This window comes from Paenibacillus sp. FSL H8-0079, from assembly GCF_037991315.1.
Lineage (GTDB): Bacteria > Bacillota > Bacilli > Paenibacillales > Paenibacillaceae > Paenibacillus.
In genome coordinates this window covers 1,254,295-1,271,735 of record NZ_CP150300.1, presented here as the reverse complement: position 1 = coordinate 1,271,735, position 17,441 = coordinate 1,254,295, and the positions used below count along the sequence as shown (strand labels likewise).

At 48.6% G+C, this 17,441-nt stretch carries 15 protein-coding genes; 7 read left to right on the top strand and 8 right to left on the bottom strand.

Annotation, left to right across the window (positions count from 1 at the left end):
- Positions 1 to 453: 453 nt before the first annotated feature.
- Genes MHI06_RS05540 through MHI06_RS05530 form a run of 3 tightly spaced genes read right to left on the bottom strand, consistent with a single transcriptional unit; the run spans position 454 to position 3,737 of the window.
- Entirely contained in the window at positions 454 to 2,478 is a 2,025-nt protein-coding gene (locus MHI06_RS05540) for a hypothetical protein (protein WP_340400750.1), read from the bottom strand.
- Positions 2,453 to 3,355, bottom strand: a complete 903-nt coding sequence (locus tag MHI06_RS05535) for an ABC transporter ATP-binding protein (protein WP_340400749.1) — start codon at positions 3,353 to 3,355, stop codon at positions 2,453 to 2,455. The genes MHI06_RS05540 and MHI06_RS05535 overlap by 26 nt, the downstream gene beginning before the upstream one ends.
- The gene (locus tag MHI06_RS05530) at positions 3,348 to 3,737 is read right to left on the bottom strand and encodes a GntR family transcriptional regulator (RefSeq protein ID WP_036606399.1); all 390 of its coding nucleotides are present in this window, start codon (positions 3,735 to 3,737) and stop codon (positions 3,348 to 3,350) included. The genes MHI06_RS05535 and MHI06_RS05530 overlap by 8 nt, the downstream gene beginning before the upstream one ends.
- 935 nt (positions 3,738 to 4,672) lie before the next feature.
- Between MHI06_RS05530 and MHI06_RS05525 the strand changes: the two genes are divergently transcribed.
- A complete protein-coding gene (locus tag MHI06_RS05525; protein ID WP_340400748.1) occupies positions 4,673 to 5,578 on the top strand; it encodes a futalosine hydrolase in 906 nt (301 codons plus the stop codon).
- Positions 5,575 to 6,417: a 1,4-dihydroxy-6-naphthoate synthase gene (locus MHI06_RS05520; protein WP_340400747.1), complete on the top strand. Its 843-nt coding sequence runs from the start codon at positions 5,575 to 5,577 to the stop codon at positions 6,415 to 6,417. Before MHI06_RS05525 ends, MHI06_RS05520 begins: the two co-directional genes overlap by 4 nt.
- Before the next feature lie 809 nt (positions 6,418 to 7,226).
- Here the strand turns inward: MHI06_RS05520 and MHI06_RS05515 are convergent.
- On the bottom strand, positions 7,227 to 7,850 hold the full coding sequence (locus tag MHI06_RS05515; protein ID WP_340400746.1) for a pyroglutamyl-peptidase I: 624 nt from the start codon (positions 7,848 to 7,850) through the stop codon (positions 7,227 to 7,229).
- Between the two features lie 21 nt (positions 7,851 to 7,871).
- The gene (locus tag MHI06_RS05510; RefSeq protein WP_340400745.1) at positions 7,872 to 8,873 is read right to left on the bottom strand and encodes a Gfo/Idh/MocA family oxidoreductase; all 1,002 of its coding nucleotides are present in this window, start codon (positions 8,871 to 8,873) and stop codon (positions 7,872 to 7,874) included.
- A gap of 396 nt (positions 8,874 to 9,269) precedes the next feature.
- Between MHI06_RS05510 and MHI06_RS05505 the strand changes: the two genes are divergently transcribed.
- From MHI06_RS05505 to MHI06_RS05490, 4 genes are all read left to right on the top strand, one after another.
- Positions 9,270 to 11,000 carry an AraC family transcriptional regulator gene (locus MHI06_RS05505; RefSeq protein WP_340400744.1) on the top strand — a complete coding sequence of 577 codons (1,731 nt, stop codon included), beginning with the start codon at positions 9,270 to 9,272 and terminating at the stop codon, positions 10,998 to 11,000.
- 201 nt (positions 11,001 to 11,201) lie between these two features.
- Complete coding sequence (locus MHI06_RS05500) at positions 11,202 to 12,173, top strand: iron ABC transporter permease (RefSeq protein WP_340402058.1); 972 nt, start codon at positions 11,202 to 11,204, stop codon at positions 12,171 to 12,173.
- A gap of 2 nt (positions 12,174 to 12,175) precedes the next feature.
- Positions 12,176 to 13,192, top strand: a complete 1,017-nt coding sequence (locus tag MHI06_RS05495) for an iron ABC transporter permease (RefSeq protein WP_340400743.1) — start codon at positions 12,176 to 12,178, stop codon at positions 13,190 to 13,192.
- A gap of 61 nt (positions 13,193 to 13,253) precedes the next feature.
- Complete coding sequence (locus tag MHI06_RS05490) at positions 13,254 to 14,204, top strand: iron-hydroxamate ABC transporter substrate-binding protein (protein WP_169480324.1); 951 nt, start codon at positions 13,254 to 13,256, stop codon at positions 14,202 to 14,204.
- 135 nt (positions 14,205 to 14,339) lie between these two features.
- Here MHI06_RS05490 and MHI06_RS05485 read toward each other — a convergent pair whose 3' ends face one another.
- The 3 genes from MHI06_RS05485 to MHI06_RS05475 form a co-directional block, all read right to left on the bottom strand.
- Positions 14,340 to 15,269, bottom strand: a complete 930-nt coding sequence (locus MHI06_RS05485; protein ID WP_340400742.1) for a TIGR02452 family protein — start codon at positions 15,267 to 15,269, stop codon at positions 14,340 to 14,342.
- Entirely contained in the window at positions 15,262 to 15,747 is a 486-nt protein-coding gene (locus tag MHI06_RS05480) for an NADAR family protein (RefSeq protein ID WP_340400741.1), read from the bottom strand. The genes MHI06_RS05485 and MHI06_RS05480 overlap by 8 nt, the downstream gene beginning before the upstream one ends.
- Positions 15,748 to 15,838: 91 nt before the next feature.
- Entirely contained in the window at positions 15,839 to 16,777 is a 939-nt protein-coding gene (locus MHI06_RS05475; protein ID WP_340400740.1) for an NUDIX domain-containing protein, read from the bottom strand.
- Between the two features lie 193 nt (positions 16,778 to 16,970).
- Between MHI06_RS05475 and MHI06_RS05470 the strand changes: the two genes are divergently transcribed.
- Positions 16,971 to 17,405 (top strand): MarR family transcriptional regulator, encoded by a 435-nt coding sequence (locus MHI06_RS05470; protein WP_340400739.1) that lies wholly within the window; start codon positions 16,971 to 16,973, stop codon positions 17,403 to 17,405.
- The last annotated feature ends 36 nt before the right edge of the window (positions 17,406 to 17,441 follow it).

The window sequence follows — 17,441 nt, the reverse complement described above, 5'->3', positions numbered from 1 at the left end:
AAAAAAGCACCCGCAAGTCAGGCATTTGCCTGCTCTTACGGGTGCTTCCCTCATAAGCCGTTCCATATGAGATTCGATTGAACGAGTCGCTCGAACCTTTTCTTTTTCTAATATATTCCATTCACTGTGTCTGGTCAAGTCGTGTCTATATAAATTGAACTAAAGAATATTTACACTGCACACTCCGATGACAGAACAACCTTCCGATCGCTGTTATCCCCAGATTTTTTTGATTCCTTTTATAAAGGGGAAATCCGGGGATAGCGTATGCTTCCGATGTAGCTTTCTTGCAGAAAGCTTGTAGGCGAACGCTCCGCTTCTTCAGGTCCTTTCTATCCTCTCCGTTTTGTGTAAATGTTTAGTTCAATTTATATAGTTTGACTGGTCTAATATCAACCCTTCGATCAACGGGAGAACCCTTCCCGCTTTTAGTTACAACTGATACAGCTCAGCTTATTCATTGACCAAAATAGCTTTCATTTCCTCGGTCAGATCTTCTTCTTTCAGCATCATGTAGATGTTCTCGCCACGAGTTACATTCAACTTAATCTGATAGATGGTATCTCTCTCTGTTAGATAACCAGACCGTTGACGCTTGAGCAAATCACTAATGATTTCTTTGTTTTGAGTCGCGACCTGCTTCTTGATGCTTAGACTCCCATCGATATATTCTGGTTGCGGAGTCGCCCACTGAAGCGAACCCGGACTGTTGATCTCCTGCTTTACAAACTGTGCGGAGACAATCCCGTCTGCCTGAACAAGCAACTGATCGTATAATTTGTGCTCCTTCAGCCATGCCAATACCCGATCATAGCTAGGTTTGATCTCGAAATTCCACATCTCTTTTGGTTGAAATGGATCTTTCGAAGACGAGTCCTGATTCATCTCCACGTAGGCAAACGACTGCCACGGGGAGCGTTGTTCTTCATAGGTCTGATCCAAAATGTCCTGTTTCAAGAGTTCCTTGAATTCACGGACTTGCTCCGGATTGCTAATATACACCTTTCGGTATGAACTAGTGGCAGCGCGAATGCCAAAACTTAATGCATCCTCTTCCAGCTTATACGTTTCAAAGGCTACTCTTTTGTAATCATGGGACTGTTTCAGAGCCATTAATTCCTGATGGAATTCGGCTTCTGGAATATAGTATTTGCGTTTCATCACCTTGCCGTTATCCAGCTTGTAATTAATAAATACATACTCATCATCACGCATACTTGGATTGATTGGATCATTCAGTAAAGGAAGATCGGAATCCACGATTTTTTGATGAAGAGCGATAACTGCCCCCATGTATTCCGGATCATTAGAATAGAGGTGAGCATCGTCCTTTTTCTGAGTGACACCGTTACTGTAGGTATAACTCTCACCACCAAGCTTAATGCTGTGCACCTTGTTCAGTTCAGGCACTCGCGCAGCGTATCCATTCCAGCCGGCAATAGGTACGTACAATATCAAACCAGCGACGACACCATACAAAATCAGCTTGGGCAGAAGTCTACTGCTCCAGATCAGCCATGTTTTGCGAATAATCATCTCGGCAACGATATAACCCACAATGCCACCAAGAACATATCCGAAGATTCCCCATCCGGCTGATCCTCTTGGAGCAATAATCGTGAAGTAAGCTCCGCCAATCAGAACCAACGTAAACATTAAACCAAATCGGAATATAGGTTTCACAAGAGTAAACGTAACTGCTTGCGTAGCAGATTCAACCTGTCTTCTCGCATAGAGCACATAAGTCAGAGGAATAAACAGGATTGCGAGTATCGAATAGATTATAAGTTCTCCATTAGTGATAGGAGAATAACTGATTGAAGCCATGCGAAGAACAAGTGACATTTCCGAATTACGTCCCAATTCATCGTACGGATATCCAAGCAAATAATGCTGGAGATGAAGTGACATAATGAACCACACGACCACAGGTAACAAGAGGAGCGCGTATACAGTGAGCCCCTGCAACACAGATTGCCCCATACACATGCCAACCGCCACAGTTAGCATGAACATAAACAGGGAGTAGATGCTCATGCTCAAGCCCCACATCCAGATTGTACTGCCATCGAACAGAAAAGCAGGTTGATCCAGTACTGCCCATACCCAGCCGGTAATTGCAGTTGTAATCCAGATCGGAAGCAAAATCATGGCATATCCGATCAATAGATTTACCGTTAATAGATGTTTACGACGTAACGGCAAACTGTGGAATAGATCTGAAGACGCACCTGATTGCATGTAACGGAATAGAAAGATTCCAGCCGCTACGGGGAGTGTGATGGCGAACAGAATCTGCACTTCACCATTAGCTTGAAACAGACTTGTAATCTGCTGTGGCGCGTCCCTGTATTCGGTAGCAATATATAGCGGAAGTGAGAACAACAATGTGATGAGATATAAAATGCCTATCCATCCATGCTGTCTGAAATTTTGGATCAGGATGCCCCGGTTACAGAACAATCGGTTGAATATCATACCCTGCGTCCTCCATTTCATAGATAAAGATTTCTTCCAGTGTTAGTGGCAATACATCCAGCAGATACGGATCATGTACACGGAATTGATCCGTTACCTGTTGTCGGTTGCCTTTGACAATGTACAGGGAAACGCTTCCCCGTTTCTCTTCATGCAAAATATCAATCTGCTCATCCATGGCTTTGGCATGGTCCGGGTGACGGAAAGCGACCTGGATTTTATGCGTATCCGCCTTCAGATCATCAAGATCCTTCTCTACAATAATTCGGCCTTTGTGCATAATTGCCACATGGTCACACAGATCTTCGATCTCACGTAAATTGTGGGACGAGATGACAATGGTTACTTGACGCTCAGCCGCTTCCTGGAACAGCAGATTTTTAATCTGCTGGCGCATGACCGGGTCGAGGCCGTCAATCGGCTCATCCATCAGCAGCACTTCAGGCATACAGCTAAGCCCCAACCATACGGCTGCCTGACGGCGCATGCCTTTGGACATGCGATGTAACTTGCGTTTTACATCCAGTTTGAACACGGTAGCCAGTTGCTTGAATCGCTCCTCATTCCAGCGTGGATATACGGAACGATAAAATGCAGCCATCTGAGTTATTGAAGATTGCGGGAAAAAGTAGGGCGAATCGGCCATAAAAATCGTGCGGCCTTTGAGATCCATATTTTCATAAATTTCAGTATCCTCGATACGAACAGTCCCGCTGTCCTGACGGTAAATGCCAGCCATCATTTTGAGCAGCGAAGTCTTGCCTGCCCCGTTGGAACCGAGCAAACCATAGATCGATCCCTTATGTATGTGCATCGTTACGCCATCCACTGCCTTCTCCTGTTCAAACGCTTTGACGACTTGATTCAGCTCAATCATGAGGCTCCTCCTTCTCTATACGGGCCATCGCTTCCTCAAACAAAAGCGTCATATCCGCTTTGGTCAAACCGGAATACGAAGCTTCTGCAATCAACTTCACCAGAGACTCTCTGATCTCATCTCTCATGGCTTCATTCGGATGTTCCACTGACGATGATACGAAGCTTCCTTTTCCCTGCAAAGAATAGATGTAACCTTCACGTTCAAGCTCGCGGTACGCTTTTTGAATCGTATTCGGATTCACAGTCAGCTGCGTGGATAACGCACGAACGGAAGGAAGCTGCTCGTCGGGCTTTAGAATACCGTATACGATCATTTCTTTGACTTTGTCCACTAGTTGCTCGTAGATCGCCTTACGGCTGCGTACATCTAATTCGAACATCCCGCACCTCCTTTCTGTAAATGTGTGAAATAACCTATCGGTTTAAATGACTGTATCTAAGGTGCATGTGTAGTTATCTGGGTGTAAAAAAGGCGTTACCTGAGCTGTACAGCTGAACGTATTCAATTCTTAGGTGTATTAACTGTACTACTATTATTAATACAGTTAAATCGGATTGTCAACCGTTTACTTTGACTTCTTGTTTTATTCGGAGTACGTTAAGAAAGATAGAACATATGGTACATTTGACATATATCACTTTTGGGGACAGGTTCATTCCGGCTTATGATGGGGCTCGAATCAGGGTGGCATTCACATGAAGTGAGGCAAACCGGCTATCTGAAGCGATGTGGCTAGATGTGGCTACTCGAAGTGATACGGTTACCCGCAACCTTTGCTTGACCGCTTTTGACAGAATTACATGCAAAGGTTGTTCAGGTCTTTACCCTTCCGTTATGATGGAGATGAAGGGTTCGACAATCACTGTATATTGATTACTTTTTATAATTGTTAAATCTGTTCGTTCGGAGTGCCAGCTCCTACTGTCTGCACTGAGCATACATATTGCATATTTGTCTTTCAAAGGGTGGACACGGACATGAGAAAGCACTTCGGAATTGATATTCTACATATAGATCATTTTTAATTTTATTTCTGAAATCATCTATATGTAGTGTTTCATTTTTCTGGATGGATATAGTACCTTTTTAGAAAAAGTGTCCACTCTTTGAAAGACAAAATTAAGATAAATGTCCTTTTGTAGTGGACAAACATGCCTAAATTCAACTTATATAAATTGAGCTGTACATGTACACGGAAATATAGAAATTAAAAGGCAGTATTAGCCTGACGGAGCGTAGCAAAAGTCTTTCTGTAAGGAAGCTTCTTTGAAAGCATATGCTACGCCTCTAACTACCTCACAAGGAGAATCCGAGATGAATGAACATAAACAGGATGAAAAGCAGAATAATAAACTGAACGCATCACTCGAAACCAGTGGGCAACAAGGGAAATTAACCGGGGAAACGACCGCTTCAGCTATAAGTTTGGTCCAAACAAATTCATCACAGCGTGTGTTAATTGTAACCGCGGTTGATGCGGAAAAAGATGCGGTCATCCGCGGTTTGGGAGACGCGGCCGCGGAACGATTTGACGTCATCGCTGCTGGCGTTGGCCCAGCCTCGGCCGCAGCGGGAACGGCCGCTACATTGGCATATGCCGTAGCGGCTGCAAGCACAAGTGCGTTGGCGCAGGTTTCCACCGCGCCAGGCACACCCGATGTGGCACAGACATCTGCCACATCTTCAAGGCCGGGGCCCCTTACCGGGGCCGGATCTTCACCAGCCTACATGCTGGTGATCAGTGCCGGCATCGGCGGCGGGTTCCCCGGCCGGGCAGACGTCGGCTCCCTCGTGGTCGCCGACGCCATGGTTGCTGCCGATCTGGGCTCGCAGACGCCAGACGGCTTCCTTAGTGTGGACGAGCTTGGATTCGGCTCGTCCATTGTGGCGGCGGACGCGGAGCTTGCCGCTCGCCTGCGCCATGAGCTGCAGCGGGCCGGGCTCGCTGTCAGCGGAGGCACTGCGGTCACCGTGTCAACGGCGACCGGAACAGCGGAGACGGCCGCGGAGCTATTGCGCCGCGTGCCGGATGCCGCCGCCGAAGGCATGGAAGGCTTCGGCGTGGCAACAGCTGCCCAGCAGTTCGGCGTGCCAGCACTCGAACTGCGGGCCATATCCAACGCGGTCGGTCCACGCGACCGCGACGCTTGGCGCATCAAGGATGCCCTCGATGCGCTCCAGGCTGCAAGTTCCATTTTACGGGAGGTTATTACATCATGAAAATTGCATTTTCCCCTTGTCCAAATGATACATTTATCTTTCACGCGTGGGTGCACGGGTTGATCCCCGGCGCACCTGAGCTGGATGTCCGTTATGCTGATATTGATATTACCAATGGTCTGGCGGCAAATCCGGATGGACCAGATACACCTGAAGTTATGAAAATATCTTATGCAGCACTTCCATACGTGCTATCTGACTATGCTCTGCTTCCTGCTGGAGGCGCACTCGGCAGAGGATGCGGTCCACTGGTTCTGACTGCAAATGGCACGACCGATCCCAGCTATCTCTCTGGACGACGGGTTGCTGTGCCAAGTGAACGCTCGACAGCATATATGTTGTTCCGTCTGTGGGCAGCGCAAAATGTTCCTGGCGGTGTAGGTGAGATTGTCGTCATGCCATTCGACCAGATCATGCCTGCTGTTCGTGACGGCAAAATCGATGCCGGACTTGTCATCCATGAAGCACGCTTCACGTATCAGAACTATGATCTCAAACTGATGACAGATCTCGGCAACTGGTGGGAAAGTGATACAGGCTTGCCAATTCCACTTGGAGCAATCATCGCACGTCGTGACATGGATGCTCACGCCCTCGCCGGATGGGCACGTGCCTCCGTTGAATATGCATGGGCTCACCCGGATGAGTCGAGAGCATACGTTATGGAACATGCCCAAGAAATGGACCCTGACGTAGCTGCACAGCATATCGGCCTGTACGTTAACGAGTTCAGCGCCAACCTGGGCGATGATGGTTACGGTGCAATCACTGCACTGCTTGGACGTGCCATGAAAGAAGGACTCGTTCCCGAGTTCGACCTTGATCTGTTGCGAATCTAACATTTATTTAATTTGAGTTAGTTTCTCTTCGCTCTATATCTAAAGAACCCAGCGCACCTTATTTAGCCGAATAACGTGGTATGAGAATTCTAACGAATCTCAGACACCGTATTCGGCTAAAATTCGTTCATATCGTCGACAAACTCGCTTCATTCCACACAATAACGATCCTACGATTCGTTAGAAATTGGTATGTGCGGATTCTCGGCGAATAGCGTGTGCTCGATTCGTTAGAGTCCTGCATAGGGTTCATTCGTGGATACAAACTTCTTAGCTAGCCAGGGTGATGACGGTGTCCTAGCGTCTTGTTTTGTAAGAGCTTGGTTACTTCGGGTTAATAAAAGTTGTATTCAGAAGCTTAGAAGGCTCACGAATCGGAGTCTACGCTTAAACTCCCCCGCATCTATTTCGCTAAATCTCTACTTTCCAGCAAAAGTTATATAAGCCTTATCGGGTTTCGGGTTTGCGGTTTGCGGTTTGCGGTTTTAGAGTCTAATTTTTAACTAGGCGAAATACTTGCATCAAGATACTTTGCTGCAAACTAGTGACCTCACTAACCATGTTGGACTACACTACCCATGACACATGGCACACGAAATAGAAAGAGCTGTCCCCTAACGTCAGACTTATGACGATGGGACAGCTCTTTTTTTCACTCTATATTCAACTTCATATTTATACTCCACGTCATCCTGAACCCTACTGTAACCCATTCCAATCCACTGCTCGCCCTCTCACAACTTCGGTTTACGAATCCAACCGTCACCTACGTTCTGCTGCAACCGCAGCCGAAAAATCGCAACCATCACCTACGATTCAGCCACAACTGTGCGGATCATTATCCGCAGCGCATCCAGCATCATGGGAATAGGTAGCGCAGGGACGGAAGGCTGCAACACAGCCATCTCTGTAGAGGCTGGAAAATGTACAAATCCGGCACGGATCGGAAGCTGCCCTACACGAATATGATCTAGAACCCGGTACATCGTGTTGTTGCAGATATACGTGCCTGCTGTATTGGAGACGGCAGCGGGAATACCTGCTGCCGTCATGTCATTCACCATGGCACGTATGGGCAAGGTGGAGAATATACCGTCCGGGCTGCCGTCTACAATCGGCTCGTCCACCGGACGCTGCCCCTGGTTATCTGCATAGGAGCCAGGCGGAATGTCTTTGACATTAACGGCGATCCGCTCCGGTGTGATGGCCGTTCTGCCCTTTGCCAATCCACAGGCGATGACAACATCCGGCCGATAGACTTCCATCTCTGCGATGAGCAGGTCTGCACATTCATTGAAGTGCACGGGCAACAGTACTGTTTTTAGCTCAGCACCATCCATTACCTCGTTCGCAAGAGCTTCCATTAACGCTCCCGTTGGATTCACCGCATCCCCGCCAAACGGTTCAAACCCGGATATCAGAATCTTCACCATCACACGCCAACTCCTGTCTGTTTACTCCGATTTGTAACGCAATCCCCACTGGCCCCGAATGGTGTCCATCAACTTCATGATTTCCAGGGATTCGTCCAGTTTAATGGTATTGCTCTCCGTGCGGCCTTCTAAGATACAACGTCCCGCTTCTTCTGCCTCAAAAGCATAACCAATGCACGTTCGATCATCCGTGAACTTCTCGGGCTCGTCCTGACCATTCACATGCAGATGGGCTTCTTTGCCCGCCAAGAATAAAGGCAGACGAATCTTGCCTTCCGTACCGTATATGACCGCTTCATTGCTGAGGTTCAGACGAATAGCAGCACTTAGTGATGCAGAACGCCCCTCGGAATAGGACAATAACACGGAAAACTGCTCGTCCACGCCCGTCTCACCAATATTGGCCGTACTCCATACATGCTGGGGTTGTTCGCCAAAGATCATCGATGCGAATGAGATCGGGTACACCCCTGCATCCAGCAAAGCGCCGCCACCCAGATCCGGGTTAAGCAAACGTCCTTGCGGCTCCCAACCGATACGGAATCCAAAGTCTGCCTGGACCAAACGAACTTCACCGATCCGTCCTTCTGCAATCCATGCTCTGGCTTGTTCAATGGGTGGCAAGAAGCGTGTCCACATGCCCTCCATCAGGAAAAGCTTGCGCTCCCGCGCAGTCTCCACCAGCTGCTCCAACTGACGCGCATTCATGGTGAACGGCTTTTCACAGAGAACCGCTTTGCCTGCCTCAAGACAAGCCATTACATTCTCCTTATGTAAAGGATGAGGTGTTGCCACATAGATAATATCTACCTCAGGGTCTTGCAACATTTCATCATACGAACCGTAAGCGCGTGCAAAACCATATTCAGCTGCAAACTTCTCTGCGCTTCCCGCTGTGCGTGAACCTACCGCTGCTTTCTCCGCGTTCCCCGCATGCCCCAAATCCTTTGCAAACTGGGATGCAATCCATCCCGTGCCCATAATGCCCCAGCGTACTTTGTCCCGTCCCACTACTTCTGTCATATTAAAGCCTCCCTACTGCAAATTGAGTTGAAAAGGTTCATGATTCAGATCAGGCCAACATGTTATCCCCTTTATTTTACCAAAAAGAAACGCTTACGTCAGAAAACGATTTCGAATATGTTCTCTCATCAGGCTTCATCAGCTTATTAGCGACTCGAACGTATCTGTACACATTTCAATTCTGCAGTAGATTTGCTAAGATTATCAGCAGACTAGGGTCAAGAGTTCTTGTCCCTTAGCATACTTGTAACTAGCGACAATCTGGTTAAACTATCAATCACACCTGAATAACGGGATCATATACCTCAGTGCTTTTTATAAAATATCTGAAAATATTGTACGTTCCAGATTCAATCATTACCTAAACTGTTCAAAGAGAGGAGGTTCCGCAGCACTATGACTACCATTCCTGGCACCGTCCACAACAGCATGGCTCCACAGATATTGCATGAGCAGGCTAACTCCAACCAGGGAAAGGAATCTCCAACCCGGACGGAGCTGGATACTTTTCTGAATGATACCCTGATCGAACTTCGTCAGGCAGAACATATTATAACCCGTGGGAAATGGAGCTGGTCCACAACTGAGTTAGCTCATCATACCTTCATATATATGCACAAATTCACAGGCACACGGACTATGAATGGGACCGAATCTCACGTGGTTCGCAAATCAGCTTGTCTATGCACTCCAGGCACTTCAATTGAACTGATTGGTGATGAAGACCATGAGATTGAACTGTATATCATTCATTTTGATCTGTTTCGGGCTACGGAGAAAACGGCATCCAGACGAATCTATGAACGAGAACTCAGCTCACCTGTTACAGGCTGGATTCAAGGGCCCTTTTATGGCATACAACGGATTGCCGCACAGCTTACACAACTGAACAACGACGGTTCGCACACCAGCTTGAAAACACAGCTCCTCCTCACGGACCTGCTACACATGCTCTGGCCTCAAGAAGACCTGACTGACACAGTGGCAGGACAAGATGAACCCGAACAGTGGCTCCGGTCAACCCTGCAATATATGCGGGAAAACTACATGCACGAGATCAAGCTGGAGACGCTGGCAGAACTGGCAGGCATGCATCCTTCCTATTACTCACAGCTGTTCAAGAGCCGCATGCAGAAGAATCCCATTGAATACATCACCCATCTGCGCATGAACCGGGCCAAAGAATTACTGCTCACTTCCGACCTGCGTATCCGTGATGTGGCTCGCGAAGTGGGATACCGTGACGAATTCTATTTCAGCCGGCGTTTCCGAAACCATGCCGGTTATGCGCCAACTTCCTATTCAAAGCAGGTGCACCGGAACATCGTGTCGCTCTCTTATCCTTACACGGACCACCTCATGACACTTGGTATCACGCCATGTGCAGCTCAGATCCAGGGTCACCTGCCTCATATGCCCAAATCGCTCACGTTACCCTTCCACGCCTATGAACCTTGGGAACAAGGTCGTCAGGCCTTCCTTGATGTGAATCCCGAGTTGGTTCTGACCAAGGATAATGCAGCTGCGAAAGCCATGGAGCATATCGGCGATGTCGCCCCAATTATCACCATTCCCTGGAACCAGACAGACGTCTTCGGTCATCTGCAGAAGATTGCATCCATCGTGGATCGCACCCAGGCAGCGAAAGAGTGGCTGGATCGACATGAACGCAAGGCAGAGCGGGCACGCAAAAAAATCAAGGAATTCATCGGCGACATCACCGTTGCCGTTGGCACGTTGACCCCTAAAGGTCCACGGATGTACAGTCATCGCAACTTCGGACACGTCTTTTACCGTACCTTGCAACTGGCCGCTCCTCAGCGGATTCAGACCGAACTGGCTGGCAAATCACCCGGCGTCGGATTAAACTGGCTGCCTTTTACACCAGGAGAATGGGACGGATTGGAGGCGGATGTGCTGGTACTGGCGATTAACTCCGTGCATGAAAAGGCAACACTGTTGAAAGAGATGGCTTCGAATCCACTGTGGAACAGCCATCCTGCCGTAAAAACCGGAAGGGTTCATTTTATCGATTGGAACTCATGGGTTGTGTATGCCCCATATTCCATTAACATCCAGCTGGATGAAGCGCTCTCTATGTTGACGAACAAACCTTCATTTCTGTAATCTAAAAAATGTCCATTCCCGAAATCTTAATTTATGCCATGTACGGGCCTGAATTAAGATTTTATAATGATCACTAATTGATAATGATAATCAATAACAATGAAATGCGTTGTTGGTAACAAAGGAGTGACCCGTATTCAACATCCGGGACTGCCACATCGTCCGTCCAATTCACGAAAATCTGCAGTGACGGTTGGGCTGATGTTTTTGTCTGCCATAGCCGTACTGCTACTAAGTATGTTTGTCGCAATCTCGTTAGGTGCCAAAGGGCTGACACTGGAAACGGTATGGACTGCCATTTTCCAGTACAATCCGGCTCTGACGCCACACCAGATTATTCATGAGCTGCGGCTGCCTCGTGTCCTTGCTGCCGTGATCATCGGCGCTGCCTTTGCGGTTGCAGGAGCTTTAATGCAGGGCATTACGCGTAATCCGCTGGCAGACACCGGCATTCTGGGCATCAATGCAGGAGCCACTTTTGTCGTGGCACTGAGCTTTGCCTTTTGGCCCGGACTGCCTTACGGCTGGATCATGTTTCTATCATTCCTGGGGGCTGTTCTGGGCACACTGCTTATCTTCCTGCTCGGAATGGCAGCACCCGGTGGGCTGAGTTCCATCAGACTGACCGTTGCCGGGGCCGTTATTGCCGCCATGTTAAGTTCACTCAGCACAGGCGTCGCCATTTATTTTGACCTGAGTCAGGATCTGGCCTTCTGGTATGCAGGTGGTTTTGGCGGGATTGAATGGCGGCATCTCAAGCTGATTCTTCCCGTGCTACTCGTGACGCTAGTGCTGATCATGCCACTCGCCCGGCGTGTATCCCTTATGTCCCTCGGTGAAGAAGTGGCGATTAATCTCGGGATCAACCTGCGCTGGACGAGATTTCTCGCCCTGGCAGCGGTTGTTGTTCTGGCTGGCGTGTCCGTGTCGGCAGTAGGCTCGATTGGATTTGTCGGACTGGTCATCCCACATATCTCCCGCAAACTGGTGGGTGTAGATTATCGACTCATCATTCCAATGTCCTCCCTGCTGGGAGCGGTACTGCTAGTGCTCGCCGATCTGGGCTCACGCATTGTGAACCCACCCGAGGAGCTCGCGGTAGGCATTATGGTCGCCTTTGTCGGTGTACCGTTCTTCCTTTATCTGGCCCGTAAAGAAAGGAGGGCCTTGTAGCGATGAATTCCAATGCACCTTTACGAGGTAAACGTTCGATAATTGTCAGCGTCACGCTGTTCTGCATCGCCATTGCCGTTATTGTGATCAGCCTGAACACGGGAACCATCCGTCTGTCCCCAGTGGCTGTATTGCAGACTTTGCTTGGCAATGGCAGTCCGGATGATCAGATTGTACTGTTTGATTACCGACTGCCACGTATTCTGGTCACTGTACTGGCCGGAGCAGGACTAGGTATTGCCGGAGCGGCCCTGCAAGGGATCACTCGTAATCCACTGGCCGACCCTGGCATTCTGGGATTGCATGCCGGGGCGGCGTTCGGACTAATGGTGTTTGTTAGTCTCTCCTTTACAATGGACAGCTCTGTGGCCCTTCTGATTCCGTTGTTTGCTTTTGCAGGCAGTGTGGCCGCGGCCCTGATCATCATGCTGCTATCTTATGATCGGCACAACGGCGTATCGCCCATTAAGCTGATTCTGGTTGGAATCGCGGTCGCGGCCGGGTTCCATGCGTTGACACTCTATCTATCCCTGCGTCTGGATGAAGACACCTATTCCTTTGCCGCTCGCTGGCTGGCAGGAAGCGTCTGGGGCCGCGATTGGGTTCATGTGCAAGCGTTGCTTCCTTGGGTGGTGCTATGTATCTCTTATATTTGGAGTCGATCCAAAACGCTCGATGCCTTCAATCTTGGAGATGCTGCCGCAACCAGTATCGGGACGCCTGTCCGATCCCAGCGTATTATTTTGCTGCTCTGTGCCGTGGCTTTGTCTGCCGTCAGTGTATCGATGGCTGGTGGGATCGGCTTTATCGGTCTGGCGGCACCACATCTGGCGCGCAGGCTTGTCGGTCCGATGCATCGGCATCTGATCCCTGCTGCCGGACTCATCGGCATGGTTATTCTGGTGACCGCCGATACCATCGGGCGAACGATCTTTCAGCCTAATGCCATTCCGGCAGGCGTGGTGGTTGCTGCGATTGGTGCACCTTACTTTTTGTACCTTTTAGTACGAAGCAAGTGATCTTTTTTTTCAAAAAACAATAAAGACATCCAAGAGATGTTCAAGGAGAATGTGACTACCCATGTTAAAGAAAAATCTTATGCTTGTCATGAGTATCTGTCTGGTGCTTATACTCGCAGCCTGTGGAACGGCCAATAATTCATCATCTGCTTCTGGCGGCTCGTCCACGGACACTTCAGCCGAAAATCAGGACAACAGCGCAAGTTCGGGCGAGCAACGTATTGCCTCCATGTCGATCCATCTGACCAATGATCTGCTGTCTCTCGGCATCACTCCGGTTGGTTCCGTTATCGGTGGGGAAGCTAAGGCCTTCCTGTCCCATGTTGCTGATCGTCTTCAAAATACAACGCCACTTGGTCCGGTAAAAGATCCGGATATGGAAGCTTTGCTTGCCCTGAAACCGGATGTGATCTATCTCGACGAAGAATTCTCCGGTGATGATATTGCCAAATTCGAAAAAATTGCTCCGGTACATGTCTTCAATCTGGATGACGGCACATGGCGCGACCATCTGAAAGACATTGGCAAACTCGTGAATCGCGAGAAGGAAGCTGAGCAATACATTCAGGACTACGCAAGCGAAACGGAAGAAGTAAAATCTCTGGTTCATGACACGATTGGAGAAGATGGTACTGTCATGGCGATCCGTGTTACTGCCAAAGAATTGCGTGTATTCAGTACACGCCGTCCCATGGGTCCCATTTTATATGAGGATCTCGGTCTGACTCCTGCCAAAGGCATTACAGATATCGATTCGACTAAACCTTATCAAGTGGTATCCCGTGAAATATTGCCAGACTATGATGCAGATGCGATCTTTGTGGTTGTGAATTCGGATGATGAAGCCCAAACCATGTTCAAGGAGCTGCAAAACAATCCGATCTGGCAAGGCCTGAAAGCAGTCAAAGCCGGTCACGTCTACCCAATTGGTGCACAGCCTTGGCTGGATTATTCATCTATCGGTAATAAAATGGCCATGGATGAAGCCAAAGAGATGTTCTCCAAAAAGTAAGTTTTCGTACACTCCACACTTAACGTGTGACAATACCCAAAAACCTCTCTTTAGAGACGGGATCAGAGTTCGTTATCATACTCTCTTCCGCTCAAAGCAGAGGTTTTTGTTTTTTTATTATCTATTTTACTCTGTTTATATCCCAGTTAAGCGATCCTGAAATGCCTTTAATGTTCGCTGACCTGCGGATCGATCATATACAGCAAATACAATTCGTTCAAAGGAATCCTTGAACCCCTCTCCCACTAACACATCATGAAAATACTTCGCCACCACTGTCGGTTCATTACGAAATACTCCACAACCGTAAGCGCCCAGCACAATCGTGCGGTGACCATTCGAAGCAGCCACGTCCAGAATATAACGGATACGTTCCTTCATCACGGACTCAATCTGTAGATCATCAGCCTCTCTACGCTCTTTCACCACACCCGCATTAACCGCTGGCGCAGTGATGAATGATGATACATAATATTGGTCCAGCAGTCGGTCTTCATCATCACGAATTACGGGAACACGAGGTGAATAGATCATATGATCGGAATAGAGACCCGATCGCCGCTTGCGATTGTACTCGTACATTTCATCCATTTGGGCGATGCACGGGTATAGTCCTGTCGCTCGGGCCAGACTCTCTTCCTGTGCCTGGCTTCCACCAAGAAAACCACCACCCGGATTTTTTGCCGATGCAAAGTTCAAACAGACCACATCTTCTCTTCCTTCAACTACCGTCAAACGTGAAGCCGCTCCAAGTGTAGTCTCGCCAGTAACCTCAATGCGAACCGACACAGCCTCAGATTCTGCTTCAGTTAATGAAGCTACCGAATGAGTTTCTGCGCGAGCTTCTGTACGTAGCTTTTCTCTGAGTCCGGAAAGCTCTAAAGGACGGTATAATACCGAATTTCGGATGGCTTGCTGCACATCGTTGCCCATCTCAACCTTGCGATTATATCCATTCACGTATTGCCCTTCATCAAGAATAGCTAGCGTTTGCTGTGCAATACTGGCCCGCATGGAACGTGGATTGGAGCTAGTGGAGCCTGCTGATTTATTAAAATTATTCATCTGAATCACTTCCTATATCTTCTCTAAGACGGGTCAGAATCTCACCCAGCCAGTTGGTTCCCCGCCATGTTCTTCTATTACGAATACGCGGATCTTCCTCTGCCAGTCCCACACCCCAGATGCGATCATCCGGGCTTGCCTCCACAAGGGTCGTTCCACGAGTGCCGCGCAGCGCGGTTAGCAGTTCTTCGTTTTGTGTGAATTTGGCTAAATTGCCCTCGTAGACAATGCGCTGGCATTCCGCTTCCCATACTGTCTGGTCGAAGCCTGCGACCTGTCTGCCCAGCTTTTTTTGTACCGAAGCAGAGCTTGCCTTCAGAATTTTATCTGCGATGGTCTGATCGCCAAACAGTAGCGCTTTCTGATGCATCATGTATTGCTCCGCACTCGTGTAGCGAAACCCTTTTACAGTAAAATCCGCCGGGTGCCACTGTGAGAACGGAGATGCAGTCCGCCAGAAAAACGTAAACTTTTCCATCCATATCCCCTCTTTACTTGTTCCTCATGGTTGTAGCGATCCCGCCCCTGGCTTGAATCACTTCGTCCTACTTCATTAATAATTACCGTGTCTACAGTGTCTGCCTCTCTGGATTCAATCGGTACAAGCGTGATGGTCGATGACCGGCACTGCTCGCATAATCTCCTGTCTCGATGACCCAATCGGCGATTTTGCGCCGGAAAGCGGCAGCCAGCAGCTTTTTGCCACTGATGATCTCATGTACTTTCTGAAGGGCAGTCAGCGTGAACGTCTCTGGCATCAGATTGAATGCAATATCCGTATACTCGATCTTCGATCGCAGACGTTCAAGCGCATAATGAATGATCTTGGCATGATCAAAGGCAATCCCCTGAACCTCACCCAACGTCAAATTATGGCTCCGTACTCGTCCTTCCACCGTTTCTTTCGTCTCAACAATTGCCGACAACTCTTCGGTTCCATTGGTCAAAATCAACTGAAGCTTGCGTTCTGTCACACGTCCACGCTCGTGAATATGCCGCTTTTCTTCCAGAAGTCGCTGCTCCACCCGAAACCAGTTGGCCTCGCTGGCATCATCGCCAGCCTGAAGCTCCAGCTCGCTGCTATCGACCAGCGCCATATAGGAACAGCTAATGACACGCGTACGTGGATCACGTTCCACATCTCCCCATGTGTACAGTTGTTCCAGATAAATATCATCCAGCCCCGTCTCCGTCAGCAATTCCCGCCGAGCAGCATCTTCCAATGATTCCTGCATGGAGACGAATCCGCCCGGTAACGCCCATTGGCCCAGATAGGGATGACCACCCCGCCGGATCAACAGTAACTGGAGTTCGGGTTCCGCAAGCTTGCGATAGTTCTCCTGGGCCTCACTGCGAATCGTAAATACCAGCATGTCCACGGTGACGGAAGGACGTTCGTAATCGCCAGCATTATACGTTTCCAGAAACTGTTGTTCACTGATATGTACGTGATCCTGATGCTCCCGGTAATCGGGGGCTTTTCCTCCAGATGAACCTTCGTTAGTCATCGTATACAAACCCCATTCTGTTATTAACAATATGTTATTAATATTTAGATAATATCAATTTATCACACCATTTTGTCTCAGGTCAATATTTCCAGTTCAAAATAAATGAGTTCCCATCACTTGACGATATGTCAAATCAAACTTATGATTTAGTTAGTCGACTAACTAAATGAATATGAACGGAGCGGATGATATGAACCCAGTCCAAAACGATCGGTTAATGGGACAGCTATCCGAACTCGTGAAGCTGAAACGCTACAAGGTTCATGAGAAACTTGTGAACCACCCCGAGTTATACCCGGGGCAGCCGCCTTTGCTATTCCAGCTTGAACGGGAGGATGGTCAATCCCAGAAAAATCTGGCCGAACAACTTCGGCGCAGTCCCGCAACCGTAACTGTCATGCTCAAGCGCATGGAAACGTCTGGTTATGTGAGACGTGAAGCGGACCCGAAGGATCTGCGCAGTTTACGGGTATTCCTGACGGATCAGGGACGCTCTGCACTACGAGAACTGAGAGAAGTGGTTCAGGAGTTGGAACGGCAGGCCGAGAAAGATTTTACACCGGAAGAATCCCTGCTGATGTCTGCACTTGCACAGCGTATGCTCCAAAACCTGCGTGAATCCTGAAGTGATGCATACGCGCGACATCGCTAACAACAACTT

Excerpts from the sequence above, each read along its gene's own strand:
- MHI06_RS05525 (WP_340400748.1), top strand. The coding sequence starts at position 4,673 with ATGAATGAACATAAACAGGATGAAAAGCAGAATAATAAACTGAACGCA.
- MHI06_RS05470 (WP_340400739.1), top strand. The coding sequence starts at position 16,971 with ATGAACCCAGTCCAAAACGATCGGTTAATGGGACAGCTATCCGAACTC.
- MHI06_RS05500 (WP_340402058.1), top strand. The coding sequence starts at position 11,202 with ATGTTTTTGTCTGCCATAGCCGTACTGCTACTAAGTATGTTTGTCGCA.
- MHI06_RS05475 (WP_340400740.1), bottom strand. The coding sequence starts at position 16,777 with ATGACTAACGAAGGTTCATCTGGAGGAAAAGCCCCCGATTACCGGGAG.
- MHI06_RS05530 (WP_036606399.1), bottom strand. The coding sequence starts at position 3,737 with ATGTTCGAATTAGATGTACGCAGCCGTAAGGCGATCTACGAGCAACTA.
- MHI06_RS05535 (WP_340400749.1), bottom strand. The coding sequence starts at position 3,355 with ATGATTGAGCTGAATCAAGTCGTCAAAGCGTTTGAACAGGAGAAGGCA.
- MHI06_RS05515 (WP_340400746.1), bottom strand. The coding sequence starts at position 7,850 with ATGGTGAAGATTCTGATATCCGGGTTTGAACCGTTTGGCGGGGATGCG.
- MHI06_RS05485 (WP_340400742.1), bottom strand. The coding sequence starts at position 15,269 with ATGAATAATTTTAATAAATCAGCAGGCTCCACTAGCTCCAATCCACGT.
- MHI06_RS05520 (WP_340400747.1), top strand. The coding sequence starts at position 5,575 with ATGAAAATTGCATTTTCCCCTTGTCCAAATGATACATTTATCTTTCAC.
- MHI06_RS05495 (WP_340400743.1), top strand. The coding sequence starts at position 12,176 with ATGAATTCCAATGCACCTTTACGAGGTAAACGTTCGATAATTGTCAGC.
- MHI06_RS05490 (WP_169480324.1), top strand. The coding sequence starts at position 13,254 with ATGTTAAAGAAAAATCTTATGCTTGTCATGAGTATCTGTCTGGTGCTT.
- MHI06_RS05480 (WP_340400741.1), bottom strand. The coding sequence starts at position 15,747 with ATGGAAAAGTTTACGTTTTTCTGGCGGACTGCATCTCCGTTCTCACAG.
- MHI06_RS05510 (WP_340400745.1), bottom strand. The coding sequence starts at position 8,873 with ATGACAGAAGTAGTGGGACGGGACAAAGTACGCTGGGGCATTATGGGC.
- MHI06_RS05540 (WP_340400750.1), bottom strand. The coding sequence starts at position 2,478 with ATGATATTCAACCGATTGTTCTGTAACCGGGGCATCCTGATCCAAAAT.
- MHI06_RS05505 (WP_340400744.1), top strand. The coding sequence starts at position 9,270 with ATGACTACCATTCCTGGCACCGTCCACAACAGCATGGCTCCACAGATA.